16 protein-coding genes and 1 pseudogene are annotated in these 19,688 nt (G+C 54.1%); 6 read left to right on the forward strand and 11 right to left on the reverse strand.

Annotation, left to right across the window (positions count from 1 at the left end):
• Positions 1–107 precede the first annotated feature (107 nt).
• Both bepA and arsC read left to right on the forward strand, forming a co-directional pair.
• The gene (gene bepA / locus AC6I8W_RS15365; RefSeq protein ID WP_497835711.1) at positions 108–1,574 is read left to right on the forward strand and encodes a beta-barrel assembly-enhancing protease; all 1,467 of its coding nucleotides are present in this window, start codon (positions 108–110) and stop codon (positions 1,572–1,574) included.
• Between the two features lie 2 nt (positions 1,575–1,576).
• Positions 1,577–1,924, forward strand: a complete 348-nt coding sequence (gene arsC / locus AC6I8W_RS15370) for an arsenate reductase (glutaredoxin) (RefSeq protein WP_497835712.1) — start codon at positions 1,577–1,579, stop codon at positions 1,922–1,924.
• Here the strand turns inward: arsC and hda are convergent.
• The 3 genes from hda to upp all read right to left on the reverse strand — a co-directional run bounded on the left by hda (position 1,921) and on the right by upp (position 4,697).
• A complete protein-coding gene (gene hda / locus AC6I8W_RS15375) occupies positions 1,921–2,628 on the reverse strand; it encodes a DnaA inactivator Hda (protein ID WP_480364897.1) in 708 nt (235 codons plus the stop codon). The genes arsC and hda overlap by 4 nt on opposite strands.
• Before the next feature lie 87 nt (positions 2,629–2,715).
• The gene (gene uraA, locus AC6I8W_RS15380) at positions 2,716–3,999 is read right to left on the reverse strand and encodes a uracil permease (protein WP_497835713.1); all 1,284 of its coding nucleotides are present in this window, start codon (positions 3,997–3,999) and stop codon (positions 2,716–2,718) included.
• Between the two features lie 71 nt (positions 4,000–4,070).
• Positions 4,071–4,697, reverse strand: coding sequence for a uracil phosphoribosyltransferase (gene upp / locus AC6I8W_RS15385; protein WP_021184323.1), 627 nt, complete (start codon positions 4,695–4,697; stop codon positions 4,071–4,073).
• Between the two features lie 241 nt (positions 4,698–4,938).
• Between upp and purM the strand changes: the two genes are divergently transcribed.
• The gene (purM, locus tag AC6I8W_RS15390; RefSeq protein ID WP_497835714.1) at positions 4,939–5,979 is read left to right on the forward strand and encodes a phosphoribosylformylglycinamidine cyclo-ligase; all 1,041 of its coding nucleotides are present in this window, start codon (positions 4,939–4,941) and stop codon (positions 5,977–5,979) included.
• Entirely contained in the window at positions 5,976–6,614 is a 639-nt protein-coding gene (gene purN / locus AC6I8W_RS15395) for a phosphoribosylglycinamide formyltransferase (RefSeq protein ID WP_497835715.1), read from the forward strand. Before purM ends, purN begins: the two co-directional genes overlap by 4 nt.
• Positions 6,615–6,705: 91 nt before the next feature.
• On the opposite strand, the gene AC6I8W_RS15400 is transcribed toward purN, so the two are convergent.
• The 8 genes and pseudogenes from AC6I8W_RS15400 to AC6I8W_RS15435 form a co-directional block, all read right to left on the reverse strand.
• Positions 6,706–7,455 (reverse strand): T6SS immunity protein Tli3 family protein, encoded by a 750-nt coding sequence (locus AC6I8W_RS15400; RefSeq protein WP_497838203.1) that lies wholly within the window; start codon positions 7,453–7,455, stop codon positions 6,706–6,708.
• Between the two features lie 114 nt (positions 7,456–7,569).
• Positions 7,570–8,316, reverse strand: coding sequence for a T6SS immunity protein Tli3 family protein (locus AC6I8W_RS15405; protein WP_497838204.1), 747 nt, complete (start codon positions 8,314–8,316; stop codon positions 7,570–7,572).
• Between the two features lie 114 nt (positions 8,317–8,430).
• Positions 8,431–9,177 (reverse strand): T6SS immunity protein Tli3 family protein, encoded by a 747-nt coding sequence (locus AC6I8W_RS15410; RefSeq protein ID WP_497838205.1) that lies wholly within the window; start codon positions 9,175–9,177, stop codon positions 8,431–8,433.
• A gap of 2 nt (positions 9,178–9,179) precedes the next feature.
• Positions 9,180–9,662 carry an effector protein Tle3 domain-containing protein gene (locus AC6I8W_RS15415; RefSeq protein WP_497835716.1) on the reverse strand — a complete coding sequence of 161 codons (483 nt, stop codon included), beginning with the start codon at positions 9,660–9,662 and terminating at the stop codon, positions 9,180–9,182.
• Positions 9,663–11,323, reverse strand: a pseudogene (locus AC6I8W_RS15420) (T6SS effector phospholipase Tle3 domain-containing protein).
• Between the two features lie 127 nt (positions 11,324–11,450).
• Positions 11,451–12,218 (reverse strand): phosphate ABC transporter ATP-binding protein PstB, encoded by a 768-nt coding sequence (gene pstB / locus AC6I8W_RS15425; protein ID WP_497835717.1) that lies wholly within the window; start codon positions 12,216–12,218, stop codon positions 11,451–11,453.
• A 12-nt stretch (positions 12,219–12,230) separates the two neighbouring features.
• The gene (gene pstA / locus AC6I8W_RS15430; RefSeq protein WP_497835718.1) at positions 12,231–13,829 is read right to left on the reverse strand and encodes a phosphate ABC transporter permease PstA; all 1,599 of its coding nucleotides are present in this window, start codon (positions 13,827–13,829) and stop codon (positions 12,231–12,233) included.
• Positions 13,826–15,907 carry an ABC transporter permease subunit gene (locus AC6I8W_RS15435; RefSeq protein WP_497835719.1) on the reverse strand — a complete coding sequence of 694 codons (2,082 nt, stop codon included), beginning with the start codon at positions 15,905–15,907 and terminating at the stop codon, positions 13,826–13,828. Before AC6I8W_RS15435 ends, pstA begins: the two co-directional genes overlap by 4 nt.
• A gap of 182 nt (positions 15,908–16,089) precedes the next feature.
• On the opposite strand from AC6I8W_RS15435, the gene ppk1 reads away from it, so the two are divergent.
• Together ppk1 and ppx are read left to right on the forward strand one after the other, a co-directional pair.
• Positions 16,090–18,150 (forward strand): polyphosphate kinase 1, encoded by a 2,061-nt coding sequence (gene ppk1 / locus AC6I8W_RS15440; RefSeq protein ID WP_497835720.1) that lies wholly within the window; start codon positions 16,090–16,092, stop codon positions 18,148–18,150.
• A gap of 5 nt (positions 18,151–18,155) precedes the next feature.
• The gene (ppx, locus tag AC6I8W_RS15445; RefSeq protein ID WP_497835721.1) at positions 18,156–19,679 is read left to right on the forward strand and encodes an exopolyphosphatase; all 1,524 of its coding nucleotides are present in this window, start codon (positions 18,156–18,158) and stop codon (positions 19,677–19,679) included.
• Positions 19,680–19,688: the final 9 nt, after the last annotated feature.

Genomic DNA, 19,688 nt, shown 5'->3' on the forward strand with positions numbered 1-19,688 from the left:
GTAATCTCCCCAAATTCGTCGCAGCGCGATTTATCGTGCGGTTTTTAAACAGAACATTTGCACCACTTAACGGTCCAATTTTGGGACACTTTTTACAGGATCAAGGCATGTTAAACCGGTTGAAAAAATCAGCGCTGGCGGCCCTTATTCCTGCGCTGCTTCTCACGCCTGCACTGAGTGTCAGGGCTGACGTGAGCGACTCGCTGCCCGATATGGGCACCACCGCAGGTGCAACGCTGTCGATTAATCAGGAATTGCAGATTGGCGATTTCTATGTACGCCAGCTGCGTGCCAGCGCCCCACTGATCAACGATCCGCTGTTGAATCAATATATCAACCAACTCGGACAGCGGCTGGTGGCCCACGCCGATTCGGTGCGTACGCCGTTTCATTTTTATCTGATCCAAAATGATGAACTGAACGCCTTCGCTTTCTTTGGCGGCAATGTGGTGCTGCATTCGGCACTGTTCCGCTTTACGGACAATGAAAGCCAGCTGGCATCAGTGATGGCGCACGAAATTTCACACGTGACCCAGCGCCATCTGGCACGTGCGATGGAAGAACAGAAACGCAACGCCCCGCTCACCTGGGTGGGTGCGCTCGGCTCGATTCTGCTGGCGATCGCTAACCCGCAGGCAGGTATGGCTGGGTTGATGGGCACCCTCGCCGGAACGCAGCAGAGCATGATCAGCTTTACACAAAGTAATGAACAGGAAGCGGACCGCATCGGTATTCAGGTGTTGCAGCGCGCCGGTTTTGATCCCGAGGCGATGCCGAATTTCCTGCAAAAGTTAGCAGACCAGAGTCGCTTCTCATCCAAACCACCGGAAATTCTGCTGACCCACCCCCTGCCCGATAGCCGCCTGGCGGATGCGCGCAACCGCGCAAACCAGATGCGTCCGGTGGTGGTGCAGTCATCGCAGGATTTTTATATGGCAAAAGTGCGTTCGCTTGGCATGTACGCCACCGGGCAAAATCAGCTGACCGACGATTTGTTGGATCAATATGCCAAAGGTAACAGCCGTGAGCAGCAGGCGTCGCAATATGGTAAAGCGGTGCAGTTTTTACAGGCAAAAAGCTTCGAAAACGCGAAGAAAATTATTGCGCCGATGCTGACTAAACAGCCGGATAACGTCTGGTTTCTCGACATCATGAGCGATATTGATATTGGCCTGAATCAACCACAGCAAGCCATTACTATGCTGAGCAGCGCCAAAGGCAGCAACAGTAACCCCATCATCCAGCTCAACCTCGCCAATGCCTACGTTGAGGCCAAACAACCGGCCAATGCCAGCCGTATTCTCCATCGTTATACCTGGTCAAACCCGAACGATCCCAATGGCTGGGATTTGCTGGCGCAGGCATCCGCAGCTCAAGGCTTGCAGGATGAGGAGCTATCGGCACGCGCGGAAGGTCTGGCGTTGAATGGTCAGATGGATCAAGCGATTAGGGCACTCAGCAGCGCCAGCGCTCAGGTGCCGCTCGGTAGCCTGAAGCAGGCGCGTTACGATGCGCGCATCGACCAATTCCGTGAGCTGCAAAAACGCTTCCAACAGTATCAAAAAGGATCTTAAGCATGGTGACCATTTATCATAATCCACGTTGCAGCAAGAGCCGCGAAACGCTGGCGTTGCTACAACAGCAGGGAGTGCAGCCGGAAGTGGTGCTGTATCTGGAAACGCCGCCTGACGCGCAGACGCTAAAAGCGTTGCTGAAAAAACTCGGTATGAGCAGCGCACGCGAGCTGATGCGCCGTAAAGAGGATCTGTATAAATCGCTGGAATTAGCCGAACCGAGTCTCAGCGAGGATCAACTGATTCAGGCGTTGGTCGACCATCCCAAATTGATTGAGCGCCCGATTGTGATTAAAGATGAGCAGGCGCGTCTCGGTCGCCCGCCGGAAGCGGTGCTGGAGATTATTTAAAGCCCCAGCGCTTCTTTAACAAAAGGAATGGTGAGTTTACGTTGTGCGCTGATGGAAGCGCGATCCAGCCGGTCCAGCGTGTCAAACAGGGTACGCATTTCGCGGTCGAGGCGTTTCAGCAGGAAGCGCCCAACGTCTTCTGGCAATTCAAAGCCACGGATCCCGGCTCGCAGCTGCATCGCCTGCAACTTGTCGTCGTCCGACAAAGGTTGTAAACGGTAGATCTGCCCCCAGTCGAGCCGCGATGCCAGATCCGGCAACCCAAGATTGAGCTGGCGCGGTGGACGATCGCCGGTGATCAGCAGACGCGTTTTACCGATTTCCAGAATGCGGTTGTAGAGATCGAAGATCGCCATCTCCCACTCCGCATCCCCGGCGATGCACTCGATATTATCGATGCAAACCAGCGCCAGATGTTCCATACCTTCCAGTACTTCCGGCACAAACCAGGTGCGTTTATCCAGCGGGACGTAACCCACTGCTTCACCGCGCGCTGACATCTCGGCGCAGGCTGCGTGCAACAAATGGCTGCGGCCACCGCCTTCGCGTGACCAGAAATAGAGATAGCTGCCGTGTTGCTGCACCAGCGCACCTTGCAGCGCGGCTAAAAGGGACGGATTTTCCCCAGGCCAAAAGCTGGCAAAGGTTTCGTCATCAGGTAAGTAAAGTGGCAATGAAAGCTGTGCCGGCGTGTTCAGAAGCACCTCAGCGTATGAACGGGCAGAAAACGCGGCAAGTCTATCACGATCCTTGCCAGAGATGAACCGGGCTTCCCTGCCCGGCAAACGCGCTTAGGGTTCGCGTTGTTCTTCAGCATCCAGCACCACTTCTTCCGGACGTAACAGGCTGATTACGCGGAAGATCAGGCTGAGTGCCACACCGACGATAGTCGCCAGCGCCATACCTTTCAGCTCGGCGGCACCGATATGCACTTTGGCACCGCTAACACCGATGATCAGGATCACCGAGGTGAGGATCAGATTCTGCGCTTTGTTGTAATCTACTTTAGATTCAATCAGCACACGGATACCCGAAGCACCAATCACTCCGTACAGCAGCAGCGACACACCGCCCATTACCGGCACCGGAATAGCCTGAATCGCGGCGGCCAATTTGCCGACACAGGAAAGCAGAATCGCCAGAATCGCCGCCCCACCAATCACCCAGGTACTGTAGACGCGGGTGATCGCCATCACGCCGATGTTCTCACCGTAAGTGGTATTGGGTGTCGAACCGAAGAACCCAGAGATCATGGTGGAGAGGCCGTTGGCGAACATAGAACGATGCAGGCCCGGATCGCGGATCAGATCTTTTTTCACGATGTTCGCCGTCACCACCAGGTGGCCGACGTGTTCAGCAATCACCACTAACGCCGCAGGGAGAATGGTCAGCATCGCCGCCCACTCAAAACGCGGGGTGTAGAAAGTTGGCAGCGCGAACCAGGGGGCATTCGCCACTGATGCCCAGTTAACGATACCCATAAAGGAAGAGAGCGCGTAACCAACAATCACGCCAATCAGAATCGGGATGATGGCGAAGAAGCCACGGAACAACACCGAACCAAATACGGTCACACCCAAGGTCACCAGCGAGATAATGATGGTAGTGCTATCGGGTGAAGTGCCGTCGGCAGGCAGCAGACCGGCCATATTGGCCGCCACGCCCGCCAGTTCAAGACCGATAACCGCAACAATCGCGCCCATCGCCGCAGGGGGGAACATCACATCCAGCCAGCCAGTGCCCGCTTTTTTCACAATCAACGCGACCACACAGAACAGGAAGCCGCAGAGGATAAACCCGCCCAGCGCCACTTCGTAGCCCAGTGGCAGCAACAGCAGCACCGGTGAAATAAAGGCGAAGCTGGAGCCAAGATAGGCCGGGATTTTACCCTTACAGATAAACAGATACAGCAGCGTACCAACACCGTTAAACAGCAGCACCGTGGCCGGGTTGATGTGGAATAGAATCGGCACCAGCACGGTTGCGCCAAACATGGCGAACAGATGTTGCAGACTGAGTGGAATGGTTTTAAGTAGCGGCGGTCGTTCGCTAACGCCGATGGCGCGACGAGTCATTCAGTGATCCCCTTGAGTTGTGTAGTGCATTTTTGCCAAAAAAAAGCCGACTCTCTGGCCGGCTGCTTTATTTATTTGGTTCCGAAAATCTTGTCACCGGCATCGCCGAGGCCAGGAATAATGTATCCCTTCTCGTTCAGGCCTTTGTCAATTGACGCGGTGTACAGCTCAACATCCGGGTGTGCTTTTTCCAGCGCGGCGATCCCTTCCGGTGCGGCCACCAGCACCAGAACCTTAATGCTGTTGCAACCGGCTTTTTTCAGCAGATCAATAGTTGCGATCATTGAGCCGCCAGTTGCCAGCATCGGATCCACCACCAACGCCATGCGCTCTTCGATGTTGGAAACCAGTTTCTGGAAGTACGGTACCGGCTCCAGCGTCTCTTCATCACGATAGACACCCACCACGCTGATACGCGCGCTCGGTACATGCTCCAGCACGCCTTCCATCATGCCCAGGCCAGCACGCAGAATCGGCACCACGGTAATTTTTTTGCCTTTGATTTGTTCGATTTCTACCGGGCCGTTCCAGCCTTCAATGGTGACGCGTTCGGTTGCCAGGTCGGCAGTGGCTTCATAGGTCAGCAGACTGCCGACTTCTGACGCCAGTTCGCGGAAGCGTTTGGTGCTGACATCATGCTCACGCATCAGGCCCAGTTTATGTTTGACCAGCGGGTGTTTGACTTCCACGATCTTCATGATTGTTCTCCCGGAATTGAGTTGAGCTAAAAAAAAATCGCGGGATTATACCGCCTTTTTCCCGCCGCGCCATATGTCATTGGTCAATACAACGCCTTCCACGATCTGAGATTAAGGATTAGCGAAAAAGCGCTGCCGTGCAAAGGCAGCGTGAGATGGGACTCGCAAACGTTTGCCTGCGCTGGTAGAATTACGCCGCTTTATTTTAACCACCAACCGCAACTCGCGTGGGGATTCCGCAGTGACCGACAAGACCTCTCTCAGCTACAAAGACGCCGGTGTTGATATTGACGCAGGTAACGCTCTGGTTGACCGCATCAAAGGCGTAGTGAAAAAGACCCGCCGCCCGGAAGTGATGGGTGGATTGGGCGGCTTTGGCGCGCTTTGTGCGCTGCCGCAGAAATACCGCGAGCCAGTGCTGGTCTCCGGCACCGACGGCGTCGGCACCAAGCTGCGTCTGGCGATGGATCTGAAGCGCCATGAAAGCATCGGTATCGATCTGGTGGCGATGTGCGTGAACGATCTGGTGGTACAAGGCGCGGAACCGTTGTTCTTCCTCGACTACTATGCGACCGGAAAACTGGATGTCGACACGGCTTCCTCGGTGATCACCGGTATCGCTGAAGGTTGTCTGCAATCAGGCTGTGCGCTGGTTGGCGGTGAAACCGCAGAGATGCCAGGCATGTACCACGGCGAAGATTACGACGTGGCCGGTTTCTGCGTTGGCGTGGTGGAAAAGTCAGAGATCATTGACGGCTCGAAAGTGCAGGATGGCGACGTGCTGATCGCGCTGGGTTCCAGTGGCCCGCACTCCAACGGCTACTCGCTGGTGCGTAAAATCCTCGAAGTCAGCCAGACCAACCCGGAAACCAAGCAGTTGGAAGGTAAGCCTCTGGCGGATCATCTGCTGGCCCCGACCCGCATTTACGTGAAAAACATCCTTAGCCTGATTGAACAGGTTGATGTGCACGCGATTGCACACCTCACCGGTGGTGGCTTCTGGGAAAATATTCCGCGCGTACTGCCGGACAACACCCAGGCGGTGCTGGAAGAGAGCAGTTGGCAGTGGCCGGCAGTGTTCAACTGGTTGCAGCAGGCCGGTAATGTCAGCCGTCACGAAATGTACCGCACCTTTAACTGCGGCGTGGGCATGGTGATCGCACTGAGCGCCGCAGAAGCTGACAAAGCGGTACAGCTGATGACCGACGCTGGCGAGCTGGCGTGGAAAATCGGTGTGATCAAAGCCTCTGACTCTGAAGAGCGTGTGGTCATCAACCCATGAAAAAACTGGTTGTACTGATCTCCGGTAACGGTAGCAATCTTCAGTCCATCCTCGACGCCTGCGCAAGTGGGCGTATTAACGGCAGCGTCGCTGCCGTTTTCAGTAATAAAGCCGCAGCGCTGGGTTTAACCCGTGCGCAGGAAGCCGGTGTACCGACGCATGCGCTGGCCACCAGCCAATTTGCCGACCGTGAAGCCTTTGATCGCCAGCTGATGCAGGAGATCGATGCTTATGCCCCGGATCTGGTGGTACTGGCGGGATATATGCGTATCCTCAGCCAGGGATTTGTCGCCCATTATCACGATCGTCTGCTCAACATCCACCCTTCCCTGCTGCCGAAATATCCCGGCCTGCATACGCATCGTCAGGCGCTGGAGAATGGCGACGAAGAACATGGCACCTCGGTGCATTTCGTCACTGATGAGCTGGATGGCGGACCGATTATTTTGCAGGCGCGCGTGCCGGTGTTTGCCGATGATACGGAAGAGGATGTCACTGCCCGTGTGCAGCATCAGGAACATGCCATCTATCCGCTGGTGATCAGCTGGTTTGTGGAAGGACGTTTGCAGATGCGCGAGAACGCGGCCTGGCTGGATGGTCAACCGCTGCCACCGCAGGGCTATGCTCACGATTGATTTAATACTTGTACCGACCCGGTAACGGCGCGATTTATCGCGCTGTTTTTTTGTGAGGTGAAAACCGCGCGATAAATCGCGCCGCTACCGTTCAGAGTCCGGCATTCAGATCGCATTTCATATGCGTCCAGCCCTGGTAATTTTTGACTTCGGGGACGCGGTCGGGCAGGTTCTGGAAGTTAGCAAAATATTGACTCATCCGGCGATGCAGAATCCGGGTATCGATATAATTTAATCCCCAGGTAGAATAATCCGCCCCTACCGCGGGACGAATGGCATCAATATGGTCATGCACAATCTGGCCTTTAATTGACCTATAGGTGAAATCAATACCAGGACCACCAGGCTCCATTCGCGGATCATCGAAAGGCAGGGAGGACATGTAAATGCGTCCCTGCTTGGTCAGCAGAAAACCCTGATCGTTGACGACAGTGAGGGATTGGATGTTTTCATAACTGGGTGCATTTGAACCATCATCTTCTTCACCTTTAATTGAGGATGTTTTCCAGGTTCTGCCATAGTCTTTCGAAACAGTCATTGCACCAGTCATGCCCCAGCCCGGTAGGGCTATATAACGTTCTGAGGGATGAATATAAGGCCGGGTAAAAATACGATACCCCCAGTCATGCACTTCTGTCCTGATCCCTCGTTTCTGGTCCACAAACCACAATGCGCCCTCACAATTAAATCCCTTTAATTCCAGCCAGCGGTGATCGTCAAAACGGTATACCACTTGTACCGGCTTCTGCCGTGTTTTTAACGAATGGCCCTGGCATCCATTCAGCATAAACAAAGTAATAATCAGCACTATAGATGTAATTCTGTTTACATATTTCAGCATCATCAAAACACCATTTTGTGACCCGTTGAGGGAAGTTCTAAATAGTAGCGGCGCGATTTATCGCGCTGTTTTTTTGTGCGGTGAAAACCGCGCGATAAATCGCGCCGCTACCGTTCAGAGTCCGGCATTCAGATCGCATTTCATATGCGTCCAGCCCTGATAATTTTTAACTTCTGGAATGCGATCGGGCAGATTCTGGAAGTTGCTGTAATGCTGGTAAGTCGATTTTTTAAGGGCTGTTACATCGAAATAAAACAGCCCCCAGTCGGAAGCGTTCTCTGCGGATGCCCAATCTACCGCATTAATATGATGATGTAAGGTTCTCCCTTTAAACTCGACGGTGTAATCAATTCCCGGGCCGCCGGGTTGCAGACGTGGATCGTCAAAGGGCAAGGAGGACATATAAATACGGCCCTGTTTGGTCAGCAGAAAACCCTGCTCGTTGACCACGGTCAGGGACTGGATATTTTCATAGCCGGGTGCATTTGAACCATTGTCTTCTTCACCATTTATTGAAGTTGTTTGCCAGGTTCTGCCATAGTCTTTCGAAACAGTCATCACACCAATCATGCCCCAGCCAGGTATCGCTATATAACGCTCCGAGGGATGGATATAAGGTTTAGTAAAAATACGATACCCCCAGTCATGCACTTCTGTCCTGATCCCTCGTTTCTGGTCCACAAACCACAATGCGCCCTCACAATTAAATCCCTTTAATTCCAGCCAGCGGTGATCGTCAAAACGGTATACCACTTGTACCGGCTTCTGCCGGGATTTTAATAGATGGCTTTGGCATCCATTAAGCATGAACAGAGCAATAACCAGCACTATCGATGTAAATCCTTTTACACATTTCAGCATCATTAAAACACCATTTTGTGACCCGTTGAGGGAATATCTAAATAGTAGCGGCGCGATTTATCGCGCTGTTTTTTTGTGCGGTGAAAACCGCGCGATAAATCGCGCCGCTACCGGTCAGAGTCCGGCATTCAGATCGCATTTCATATGCGTCCAGCCCTGATAATTTTTAACTTCTGGAATGCGATCGGGCAGATTCTGGAAGTTGCTGTAATGCTGGTAAGTCGATTTTCTAAGGGCTGTTACATCGAAATAAAACAGCCCCCAGTCGGAAGCGTTCTCTACGGATGCCCAATCTATCGCATTAATATGATGATGTAAGGTTCTGCCTTTAAACTCGACGGTGTAATCAATTCCCGGTCCGCCGGGTTGCAGACGTGGATCATCGAAAGGCAGGGAGGACATATAAATGCGCCCCTGTTTAGTCAGCAGAAAGCCCTGGTCATTGACCACGGTCAGGGACTCAATATTGTCGTAGTTTGGTGCGTTAAAACCGTTATCTTCTTCGCCATTTATGGAAGATGTTTGCCAAGTCCTCCCATAATCCTTTGAAACACTCATTACCCCTGTCATACCCCAGCTGGGTACTGCAATATAGCGTTCTGAGGCATTGATATAGGGCTTAGTAAAAATCCTGTAGAACTGAAACCAGAGCTGGCTGCGAATTCCCTGTTCCTGATCAACAAACCAGAGTTCTCCCTGGCAGTTATAACCTTTCAGTTCCAGCCAGCGGTGATCATCAAAACGGTAAACTACCTGTACTGGCTTCTGGCGTGGTTTTAATAAATGGCTTTGGCATCCATTAAGCATGAACAGAGCAATAACCAGCACGATCGATGTAAATCCTTTTACATATTTCAGCATCATTAAAACACCATTTTGTGACCCGCTGCGGGAAGATCCAAATAATTCATAGGTTCCGGCATATCCCACTGAGCTAACGGGATATCCTTATGATGAAACTCTGGTGGACGAGCAGGTTCAATTTTTACAGCCGGGTGGTATTCGTTGACAACACCAAACTCTCCTTTAGGTAGGATGTTATCGGGTTTGTTCATGAAGTCCTTGGTCTTCTTTTCGTTTAATTCACCAGTTTGATAATACCTGTTTGCATCCTCATCCGGATTATACTTATGCCGCCAGTCGGCCAGCTTTCTCAGCCTCAGCCAGAACTCCGGATCTTCAAACGCCATACAGTTACCAATCGCCAGGTCATACGCCACCGCTTTTTCCTGCACGTTCGGGTCCATCACAATGGCCGAATGCTGGCTGAGTTTTACCGGGTCGCCATATTTCGCCATCTCATCAATTTCCTGATCGGTTTTATTCCGTAACAGCAGATATTCCATTCACTGCTTCGAACCAATAATACGACCACCGGTGAAATGGGTTTTGTAGTGAACATTCACCGCACTCAACTCGGCTTCGGTTAGAATATGCCCCGGCTGCATACCATAGCCGTGTAGCGGGAGCAGGGGCCGGGTTTCCTTTACCTGCCATACACCCTCATGGGCACGGGCAGAGTAGTCGATATAGCGATCTTCCCCTGTTACCCCGGTCTTAAACTTCATGTCTCCGTCATGACTGCTGCCCATCATGCTCAGCTCAAACACCTGCGGCAACGCTTCGGCATTGAGGGTCACGCCACTGTGGTACGGATAGGCCGCGTTGGTTGCCCGGCCGTCATAACGGAAGTCCCCTTCCCGCCAGGCGGGCTTTTCAAATGGCTGATGCGTCGGGTTACCGCCGGTGGCGTAGTGCTGGCAAAACGCCCGCTGGTAAAGGTTCTCCATCCCCGTTGCAACCTGATCGGGAATGCCGCGCCAGCCGATCCCCTGCACACTCTGTAGCGACACGATGCCATCGTCAGGGCAGAAGTAGTTATACACCCGGCCATAATTGTTACGGCTGTAGCGCGGATCGCTATGCCACTGGTGTTTGCGCGCCAGCGTGCCGTCGTTCAGCATCGCCTGCACAAAGTCCGGGTGATAGCGCCCGCCCGGATCGTATTTGGGATTGGTAGCCATCAGGCGGCAAAAGTTGCGCAGCGTTTCCTGACGGGCTTTAGCGGTCTGCTGGCGGCCCGGTAGCAGGTTTTCCAGAAAGCGCGGTTCCAGCGAATAAGGGGAGTGGCAGAGGATGGTGCAGTCAGCAACTGGGTATGCAGGTGCCTTCTGCCTGAGAATCATGTTCGCCAGCATGTGATCAGGGTGCCCTGGCTATGCGCCACAATATTGATCGTATCGTATTGCGTAGGTTCGTTTTTCCTGATCTCAAAAACCAAATCCGCCAGCCGCTGCGCCGCAAAGAACTGATAAATCCGGTGCGGATTGCCGTAAATCGGGTGGGTAAAGTCGCCGCCATTCAGCTTGCGGCTGTAAACGCCCGCCATCCAGATCGCGCCGCCGTTGGCGCCCGGCCCGAGCATATCCGGAATACAGGTGGTGGCATTGGCAAAGGTGCCACCATTTTTAGTCACTGCAAGATTCAGCACATTGCCGTAGTTATCGTTGCAAAATCCGCGCATTTCAGGATTAAGTTTTTTCAGGCGTTGCGGATCATTCTCCTGAAAGGCGTCATATGGCAGTACCGATTCCAGCCCGAGCTTTTTGACCTCGGCACGATAACGCTGCTGGTCGGCGTCATAGGTTTCCCGATCCACCGGACGATATCCCCAGTAAAACGGGATCACCGGCGAGCGACCGCTCTGGATGATACGCCGCGCGGCACCGTTCAGGTCGGTTAAGCCACACATCTCCGTCCATTCATGGGGATACATATCGGTGCGGGCCAGCCGGGTATTCAGCCCGTCGACAATCCCTTGCTCCTGCATCTCGTAGGCTTCACCAATATCGTTGACGCCATGCACCAGAATAACGATGCAGGGTAGCGGGCTGCTCACCGCAAAATCCTGGGTAAGCATCGCCCCGCCAGTCTCACGGTCCACACCAATACAAGTCCCGAGTACCGGGTTGTTAAACGCGCCGTTCGCGTAATTTTCCTTGCTCATCGCGTTGCTTCCCTAGCTCACGCCATCAGGCGTGATATCCATTTAGCTGCGGGAGAGGATAGTCAACAACAGTAATTAAGCGAGGAAATCTTTGTCAATCTGGACGGCAGAACACAAAATTACCCCGTCAGCCAAATCGTCCAGTGATGTAATCCTCCGTACGCCGCACTTGCGGAGAAGTAAAAATGCGATCGGTCTCGTCAAACTCCACCAACTGTCCGTTATGCATAAACGCGGTGTAATCCGATACGCGCGCTGCCTGCTGCATATTGTGCGTCACCAGCACCAGCGTGAAATGCTGCTTCAGCGTGGTCATCAACTCTTCAATCACCAGCGTGGAGATGGGATCGAGTGCGGAGGTGGGTTCGTCCAGCAGCAGCACTTCCGGCTCAATGGCGATCGCCCGCGCAATCACCAGGCGCTGTTGTTGACCGGTAGACAGGGTTAACGCGTTTTGTCCCAGCTGATCTTTGACTTCGCTCCACAGCGCCGCCGCACGCAGCGCGCGTTCACAGGCTTCGTTCAATATCCGACGGTCACGCACCCCTTGCAAACGCAAGCCATATACCACGTTTTCATAAATCGATTTGGGAAACGGATTAGGTCGCTGAAACACCATGCCAACACGCCGACGCAGTGCCGCCCGATCCTGCTCCGGCTGCATAATGGCATGCTGCCCCAGCCAAATCTCCCCTTCCATGCGGCAACGATCAATCACATCGTTCATGCGATTAAAACAACGCAGTAGCGTCGATTTGCCACAGCCGGAAGGGCCAATCAACGCCGTGATATGGTTCTTTGGCAGTTGCAGATCAATATTATTCAGCGCCTGGCGCTCGCCATACCACAGCGAAAGCTGATTAACTTTGAGAGCAATGTCGTAATCGGGCGTCATGTGAAGAACCTTTTAATGCGTCATAAGCCGGTAACGCTCGCGTAGACGGTGACGGAGCGCCATTGCCAGCAGGTTGAGCGACAGGATGATTACCACCAGCAGCAAGGCGGTGGCATAAACCAGAGGGCGATCTGCGTCGATATTTGGGCTTTGAAACGCCAGATCGTAAATCTGAAAGCCGAGGTGCATAAATTTGCGGTCAAGATGCAGATACGGGAACACCGCATCCACCGGCAGTTCCGGCACCATTTTTACCACCCCCACCAGCATCAATGGGGCCGTTTCCCCGGCGGCCCGCGCCACCGCCAGGATCAAGCCCGTGAGCATCGCCGGGACCGCGAGTGGCAACACCACGCGCCACAGTGTCTCCGCCTGGGTTGCGCCCAACGCCAGCGATCCCTGGCGCAGACTATCCGGGATGCGTGATAATCCCTCTTCAGTGGCGACGATGACCACCGGCAGCGTCAGCAGCGCCAGCGTTAACGACGCCCATAACAATCCCGGCGTGCCAAATGTCGGATTGGGTAGTGCACGTGAGTAAAATAATTGGTCGATAGTGCCGCCAATCAACCAGACAAAAAAGCCGAGGCCAAACACGCCATAAACTATTGACGGCACACCCGCCAGATTGACTACCGCAATGCGCACCAACCGGGTAAGCGCGGTACGCCCGGCGTATTCATGCAGCCAGAGCGCGGCCACGACACCGAGCGGCATAACGATCACCGACATCAGCAGTACCATCAGCACGGTGCCAAAAATCGCTGGTAGCGCCCCGCTTTCACTCTCGCCCGCCGCCGGGTTATTGCTGACGAATTGCCATAGTTGGCTGAGGAAATGCTGTACTTTCTGGCCGACGCTCATGCTATTTGGATACCAGGCCGCGACAATCTGTGCCAGTGGAATTACATGGTCCTGCCCCTGCACATCTCGCAGCACCAGCACATCCCGCTGGCTTGCGGTTTGCAGCTGACTCAGTTGATTCGCCAGGGCGTTAAAGCGCCGTTGCAACGCGGCGCTATTGGCATCGAATTCGGACTGGCGGAGTGCGCTGAATTCCCCTTTACGTTGCTGTTCTTCCGCCTGCTGTTGCAGGTTTTCCAGCTGTGCATTAAGACGCGCCATATCGATACGGCGAATCTGGCTTGCCTGACGCAGCTGGTCATGCACCTGTTTCAGGCGTTGGTGCAGCAACGCATCACGATCGCGTGCCGTCAGTACTTCATTATCTTCACGCAGTGCGATAAACCAGCCGTAGGCGTTCCCACCGCTACGACGTTGCAACACCATCACATCCGATGGCTGACGGGTTTTGGCTGGTGTCTGACTGTCAATCACGCGGAAATCGGGTGGTGCGAAATCACGGTTGCCGGTTTTCACCACATAACGCCAGCCGCTGCCATGCTGCTGGCGTTGCACGGTCTCTCCCAGCAGCATCACCGATTCACCCTCAGGCAGTTGGAACTGATATTGATCGACCGGTTGAGGCCAGAACGCGCGCATTCCCTGCCAGGCCAGCAGACCAATCAGCAAGGTAAAAGCCAGCAAACAGACGGCCACAGCACCGGCGGTCAGCCAGCGCCAGCGATCATTTTGGCGCATGGCCTTCATCCCTGCCCCTCATGCTGGCTGTAGCGTTGCCGCAGGCGTTGACGGATCACCTCAGCCACTGTATTGATAATCAAGGTAAAAATCAGCAGGATCAGCGCACTCAGGAACAGAATACGATAATGGGCGCTGCCTGCCGCCGCCTCCGGCATCTCAATGGCGATATTGGCTGACAACGCGCGCAACCCGGCAAACAACCCGCCTTCACTCACCGGTGTGTTACCCGTCGCCATCAGGACAATCATTGTTTCACCCAGCGCACGGCCAAAACCGATCATCAATGCGGCGAAGATACCCGCTGATGCCCCTGGCAGCACTACGCGTGTCAGGGTTTGCCACGGCGTCGCGCCCAATGCCAGCGAACCTTGCCCCAGCGAAACCGGTACGCTGAATAACGCGTCTTCCGATAGGGTAAAAATCAGCGGCACCAGCGCGAACCCCATCGCCAGCGCGGCCACCAGCAGGTTGCGTTGCTCGTAATGGGCCAGACGCTCCCCAATATTCGGCCAGAAGCAGGTTGGCAGCCATAGCGTCAATAAGGTGACGGCCAGCAATATCGGCAGCAACAGCAGCACTTCATAGCCCGGTTGACGCCAGCGTGCGGGCAGACGTGGGCTGAACAAGCCACACAGCAGCAAGGTCGTCGCCAGCATCAGTGGCAGCAACAGCACGCCAATCAACGCATTGCTGATGTGCGGTGCCAGCCATACCCCGGCAATCAAACCGATGACCACACTCGGCAGCGCACCCATCATCTCAATACCCGGTTTGACCCAGCGGCGCAGACCCGGCGTCATAAACCACGCGGTATACATTGCCGCCGCCAGTGCCAGCGGCGTGGCAAACAGCAGCGCCAGGCTGGCGGCTTTTAACGTGCCGATCACCAGCGGCATCAGACTAAACTTCGCCTGGTAGCTATCTCCGGCGGCGGTGGATTGCCACACCCAATCGGGCTGCGGATAGTTTTCGTACCAGATTTTTTGCCACAGATTACGCCAGCTGAAATCCGGCCAGGGATCGTCAAGGTGCAAGCGTTGCCATTGTCCTGCCCGCTCCACCAACAGCGTATCGCCGCGTGGTGAGAAAGCGGCCGCCTGAATACCCGGTGCCAACTTGCGCGTGACAATCGGTCCCTGTTGTTTGCTGGCGAACAGGCTAATCTCACCTGACGTATTCAGGGTGGCAAATACGCGACGTTGCGGTTCGGTGACAATCAAGCTCGCACCCGCGCTGGCGTTAAAAGTACGGATTTCCTGTAAACGCGGCCCCTGCGACCCGGCGATGGCGAACCACTGGCTGACACCGCGTGAATCCTGAATTAATAAGGTACGTCCACCAGCCAGTAAATGCAGGCTTTGCGGTTTCTCTGTCAGGGTTTGTGTTTCGCGCAGTTGCGCACCATCAGCACTAATTTGCCAGACGCGCAGCAGACGGCCTTCGCTGGTATACAGCACGCAGCCATCGGGCGAGAAAAGAAGATGATCGGCCTGCTGCTGCGCGAGGGTAATCTGCGCAACGCTGTTTGATTTATCCAGCGTCAGCAGGATAACCCCGGCAGCGGTTTGCGCAGCAATTCGCCATTGGTTATCTGCCAACGTCGCCAACGCCATCTGGGATACCGTACCCTGGGGTAGATGCAGTGGGCGATCGCCGAGTGGAAAACGCCATTCGCCGTTAACCGGCTGCATCAGCAGCAGGTCGCCCTGCATATTCAGCAGCAGGCTGTGCTGGTCGGCACTCTGCACCACCGCATCCGGTTTGCCCTGCAATGCCAGCGCCGGTCCCGCAGGCTGACCATCCAGCGGAATAAAACGCGCTTCGTTACGGCTGATACGCCAGCCGAGCTGCCCATCACTGCCCATTGCCAGCACCGGGGCTTTGTCCCACAGTTGCTGGCTGGCACCCGGCTGGATACCTGGCGTGCTAAAAAGAGGTAATACCACCCAGATTAACCAGAAGAACAGCAGTAACATCAGGAGCAGAATTCCCACGCCACAGGCGGTGACAATACGCTTCACCCACCGGTCAACGGCGCGGCGGCGGCTATCGCTAAAGTGGACGGGAATGCTTGTTATGCTCATGCAGCTCTGGGTTAGGCTCGTAGACAAGACGCTATGTTGCCCGTAGCTGATTGATAAGACAACTGTTGGCGTTGGACAAGCCTGCCATACTCTCGCCATAATGGTGACGGACACTGAGCGAAACAGCGCAATGGCGCCTTTTCGCCGGGCATCCCGTCCAGCAACAGCATCACGGAGTCAGAATGGGTCAGGAAAAGCTGTATATAGAAAAAGAATTAAGCTGGTTATCGTTCAACGAACGTGTGTTACAGGAAGCAGCGGACAAAAGTAATCCGCTGATTGAACGTATGCGCTTTCTCGGGATTTATTCGAACAACCTTGATGAATTTTATAAAGTTCGCTTTGCCGATTTAAAACGCCGCATTCTGATTGGGGAAGAACAAGGATCGCCCAGTACACCGCGCCACCTGCTGAAAAAGATCCAGCTACGGGTGCTGAAATCCGACCAGGAATTTGATGCGTTATACAACGATCTGCTGCTGGAAATGGCGCGTAATCAGATCTTCCTGATCAACGAACGCCAACTGTCGCCCAACCAGCAAGTATGGTTGCGTTATTACTTTAAACATCAGTTACGTCAGCACATCACGCCCATTCTGGTCAATCACGACACCGATCTCATCGAATTCCTGAAAGACGATTACACCTACCTGGCAGTGGAAATTATTCGCGGAGACGATAAACGCTATGCACTGCTGGAGATCCCATCCGATAAAGTGCCACGCTTCGTCAACCTGCCTGCTGAATCACCGCGTCGTCGCAAGCCGATGATCCTGCTCGACAATATTCTGCGTTATTGTCTCGATGACATCTTCAAAGGTTTCTATGACTATGACGCACTCAACGCCTACTCGATGAAGATGACGCGTGATGCCGAGTATGATCTGGTTACGGAGATGGAATCCAGCCTGCTGGAACTGATGTCTTCCAGCCTGAAGCAACGCCTGAACGCGGAGCCAGTACGTTTTGTGTATCAACGGGATATGCCGGATGAGATGGTGGAAATGCTGCGCCATAAACTCTCCATTTCCAACTATGATTCGGTCGTGCCGGGTGGCCGTTACCACAACTTTAAAGATTTCATCAGTTTCCCGAATGAGGGCAAAAGCAATCTGGAAAACCGCCCGTTGCCGCAGATTCGTCATATCGGCTTTGATGGTTTCCGCAACGGTTTTGATGCGATTCGCAACCGCGATGTGCTGCTCTACTATCCCTATCATACGTTTGAGCACGTGCTGGAATTGCTGCGTCAGGCGTCCTTCGACCCGAGCGTGTTGGCGATCAAAATCAATATCTACCGCGTTGCCAAGAACTCGCGCATCATGGATGCGATGATCCATGCGGCCTACAACGGCAAAAAAGTGACGGTGGTGGTGGAGTTGCAGGCGCGTTTCGACGAAGAAGCCAATATCCATTGGGCGAAGCGTCTGACCGAAGCGGGTGTCCACGTGATCTTCTCTGCACCTGGTCTGAAAATTCACGCCAAGCTGTTCCTGATCTCGCGCCGTGAAGGGGAAGAGATTGTGCGCTATGCCCATATCGGCACCGGTAACTTTAACGAGAAGACCGCGCGCCTTTATACCGACTATTCTTTATTGACGGCGGATGCGCGTATCACTAACGAAGTGCGTCGGGTGTTTAACTTTATTGAAAACCCCTATCGTCCGGTAAGTTTTGACCATTTGATGGTCTCGCCGCAAAATTCGCGCAGTATGCTTTATCAATTGATTGATAACGAAATTGCCAACGTGCAGCAGGGAATCGCAGCGGGCATTACGCTGAAAATTAATAACCTGGTGGATAACGGATTGGTGGATCGGTTGTATGCTGCTTCAGCGGCGGGAGTGAAAGTGAATCTGCTGGTACGCGGCATGTGCTCGCTGATCCCCGATTTGCCCGGTATCAGCGAAAATATTCGCGTGATTAGCATCGTTGACCGCTACCTTGAACACGACCGCGTCTATATTTTCGAAAATGGCGGCGATAAAAAAGTGTTCCTTTCCTCTGCGGACTGGATGACACGCAATATCGATTACCGCATTGAAGTGGCCGTGTCGATCCTGGATCCGCGTCTGAAACAGCGCGTACTGGATATCATTGCCATTCTGTTTAGCGATACAGTAAAAGCCCGTATCGTCGACAAAGAACTGAGTAACCGTTATGTACCGCGCGGCAACCGCAGAAAGGTGCGCTCGCAGCTGGCGATTTACGATTACATCAAGCAACTGGAACAACCTGAATAATTCCTATGCCAATATCCCATAAAAGTACGCCGAAGCCCCAGGAATTTGCGGCCATCGACCTTGGTTCCAACAGTTTCCATATGGTGATTGCCCGTGTGGTGGATGGTGCCATGCAGGTGTTGGGACGCCTCAAGCAGCGCGTGCATCTGGCCGATGGGCTGGATGCACAGAATCGCCTGAGTGAAGAGGCAATCCAGCGCGGGCTGAATTGCCTGGCGTTATTTGCTGAGCGCTTACAGGGGTTTAGTCCGGCCAATGTGACCATCGTCGGAACACATACGCTGCGTCAGGCCATCAATGCGGAAGAATTTTTGCAGCGGGCGGCGGATGTTATCCCCTACCCGATTGAGGTGATCTCCGGTAATGAGGAAGCGCGTCTGATTTTTATGGGCGTGGAACACACCCAGCCGGAAAAAGGCCGCAAGTTGGTGATCGATATTGGCGGTGGTTCTACCGAACTGGTGATCGGTGAAGATTTCGAGCCGCAGCTGGTGGAAAGCCGCCGTATGGGCTGCGTCAGCTTTGCTCAGCTCTACTTCCCGAAAGGTGAAATCTCGCCGGAAAACTTCCGGCGCGCGCGTCTGGCCGCAGCGCAAAAGCTGGAAACCCTGTCATGGCAATATCGCTTGCATGGCTGGCAATATGCGCTGGGCGCGTCGGGCACCATCAAGGCGGCCTGCGAAGTGCTGCTGGCGATGGGCGAGAAAGAGAAACTGATTACCCCGGAACGGCTGGACCAATTGTATAGCGAGGTGATCAAGCACAAATCCTTCGCCGCACTCAGCCTCCCGGGCCTGTCCGAAGAACGCAAAGTGGTGTTTGTTCCTGGCCTGGCAATCTTGTGTGGCGTGTTCGATGCGTTGGCGATTCGCGAGCTGCGTTTGTCAGATGGCGCGCTGCGTGAAGGCGTATTGTATGAAATGGAAGGCCGCTTCCGTCATCAGGACATTCGCAGTCGTACTGCCCAGAGCCTGGCAAATCACTACGCGATCGACAGCGACCAGGCACGCCGCGTACTGGAAACCACCGAGCAGCTCTATCTGCAATGGCTGGATCAGAACCCCAAACTGGCTAACCCGCAGCTTTCCGCGCTGCTGAAATGGGCCGCGCTGCTGCACGAGGTCGGGCTGACCATCAACCATAGCGGTCTGCAACGCCATTCGGCCTACATCCTGCAAAACACCAACATGCCAGGGTTTAACCAGGATCAACAGATGCTGCTGGCGATGCTGGTACGCTTCCACCGTAAAGCAGTGAAGATGGATGAGATGCCACGCTTCACGTTGTTTAAGAAGAAGCAATTCTTACCGCTGGTCTTCCTGCTGCGTCTCGGCACGTTATTGAATAATCAGCGTCAGGCCACCACGCGCCCGGATTCGCTCAAGTTGTCCACCGATGACGGCCACTGGACACTCACCTTCCCGGTGGGTTATTTCAGCCAGAACACCCTGGTGCAGTTGGATCTGGAACGCGAGCAAAGCTACTGGAATGAAGTGACCGGCTGGAACCTGATTCTGCAAGAGGAGTAAACGCGGTTT

This window comes from Pantoea sp. X-Soil-TKNS-1211 (assembly GCF_059730495.1).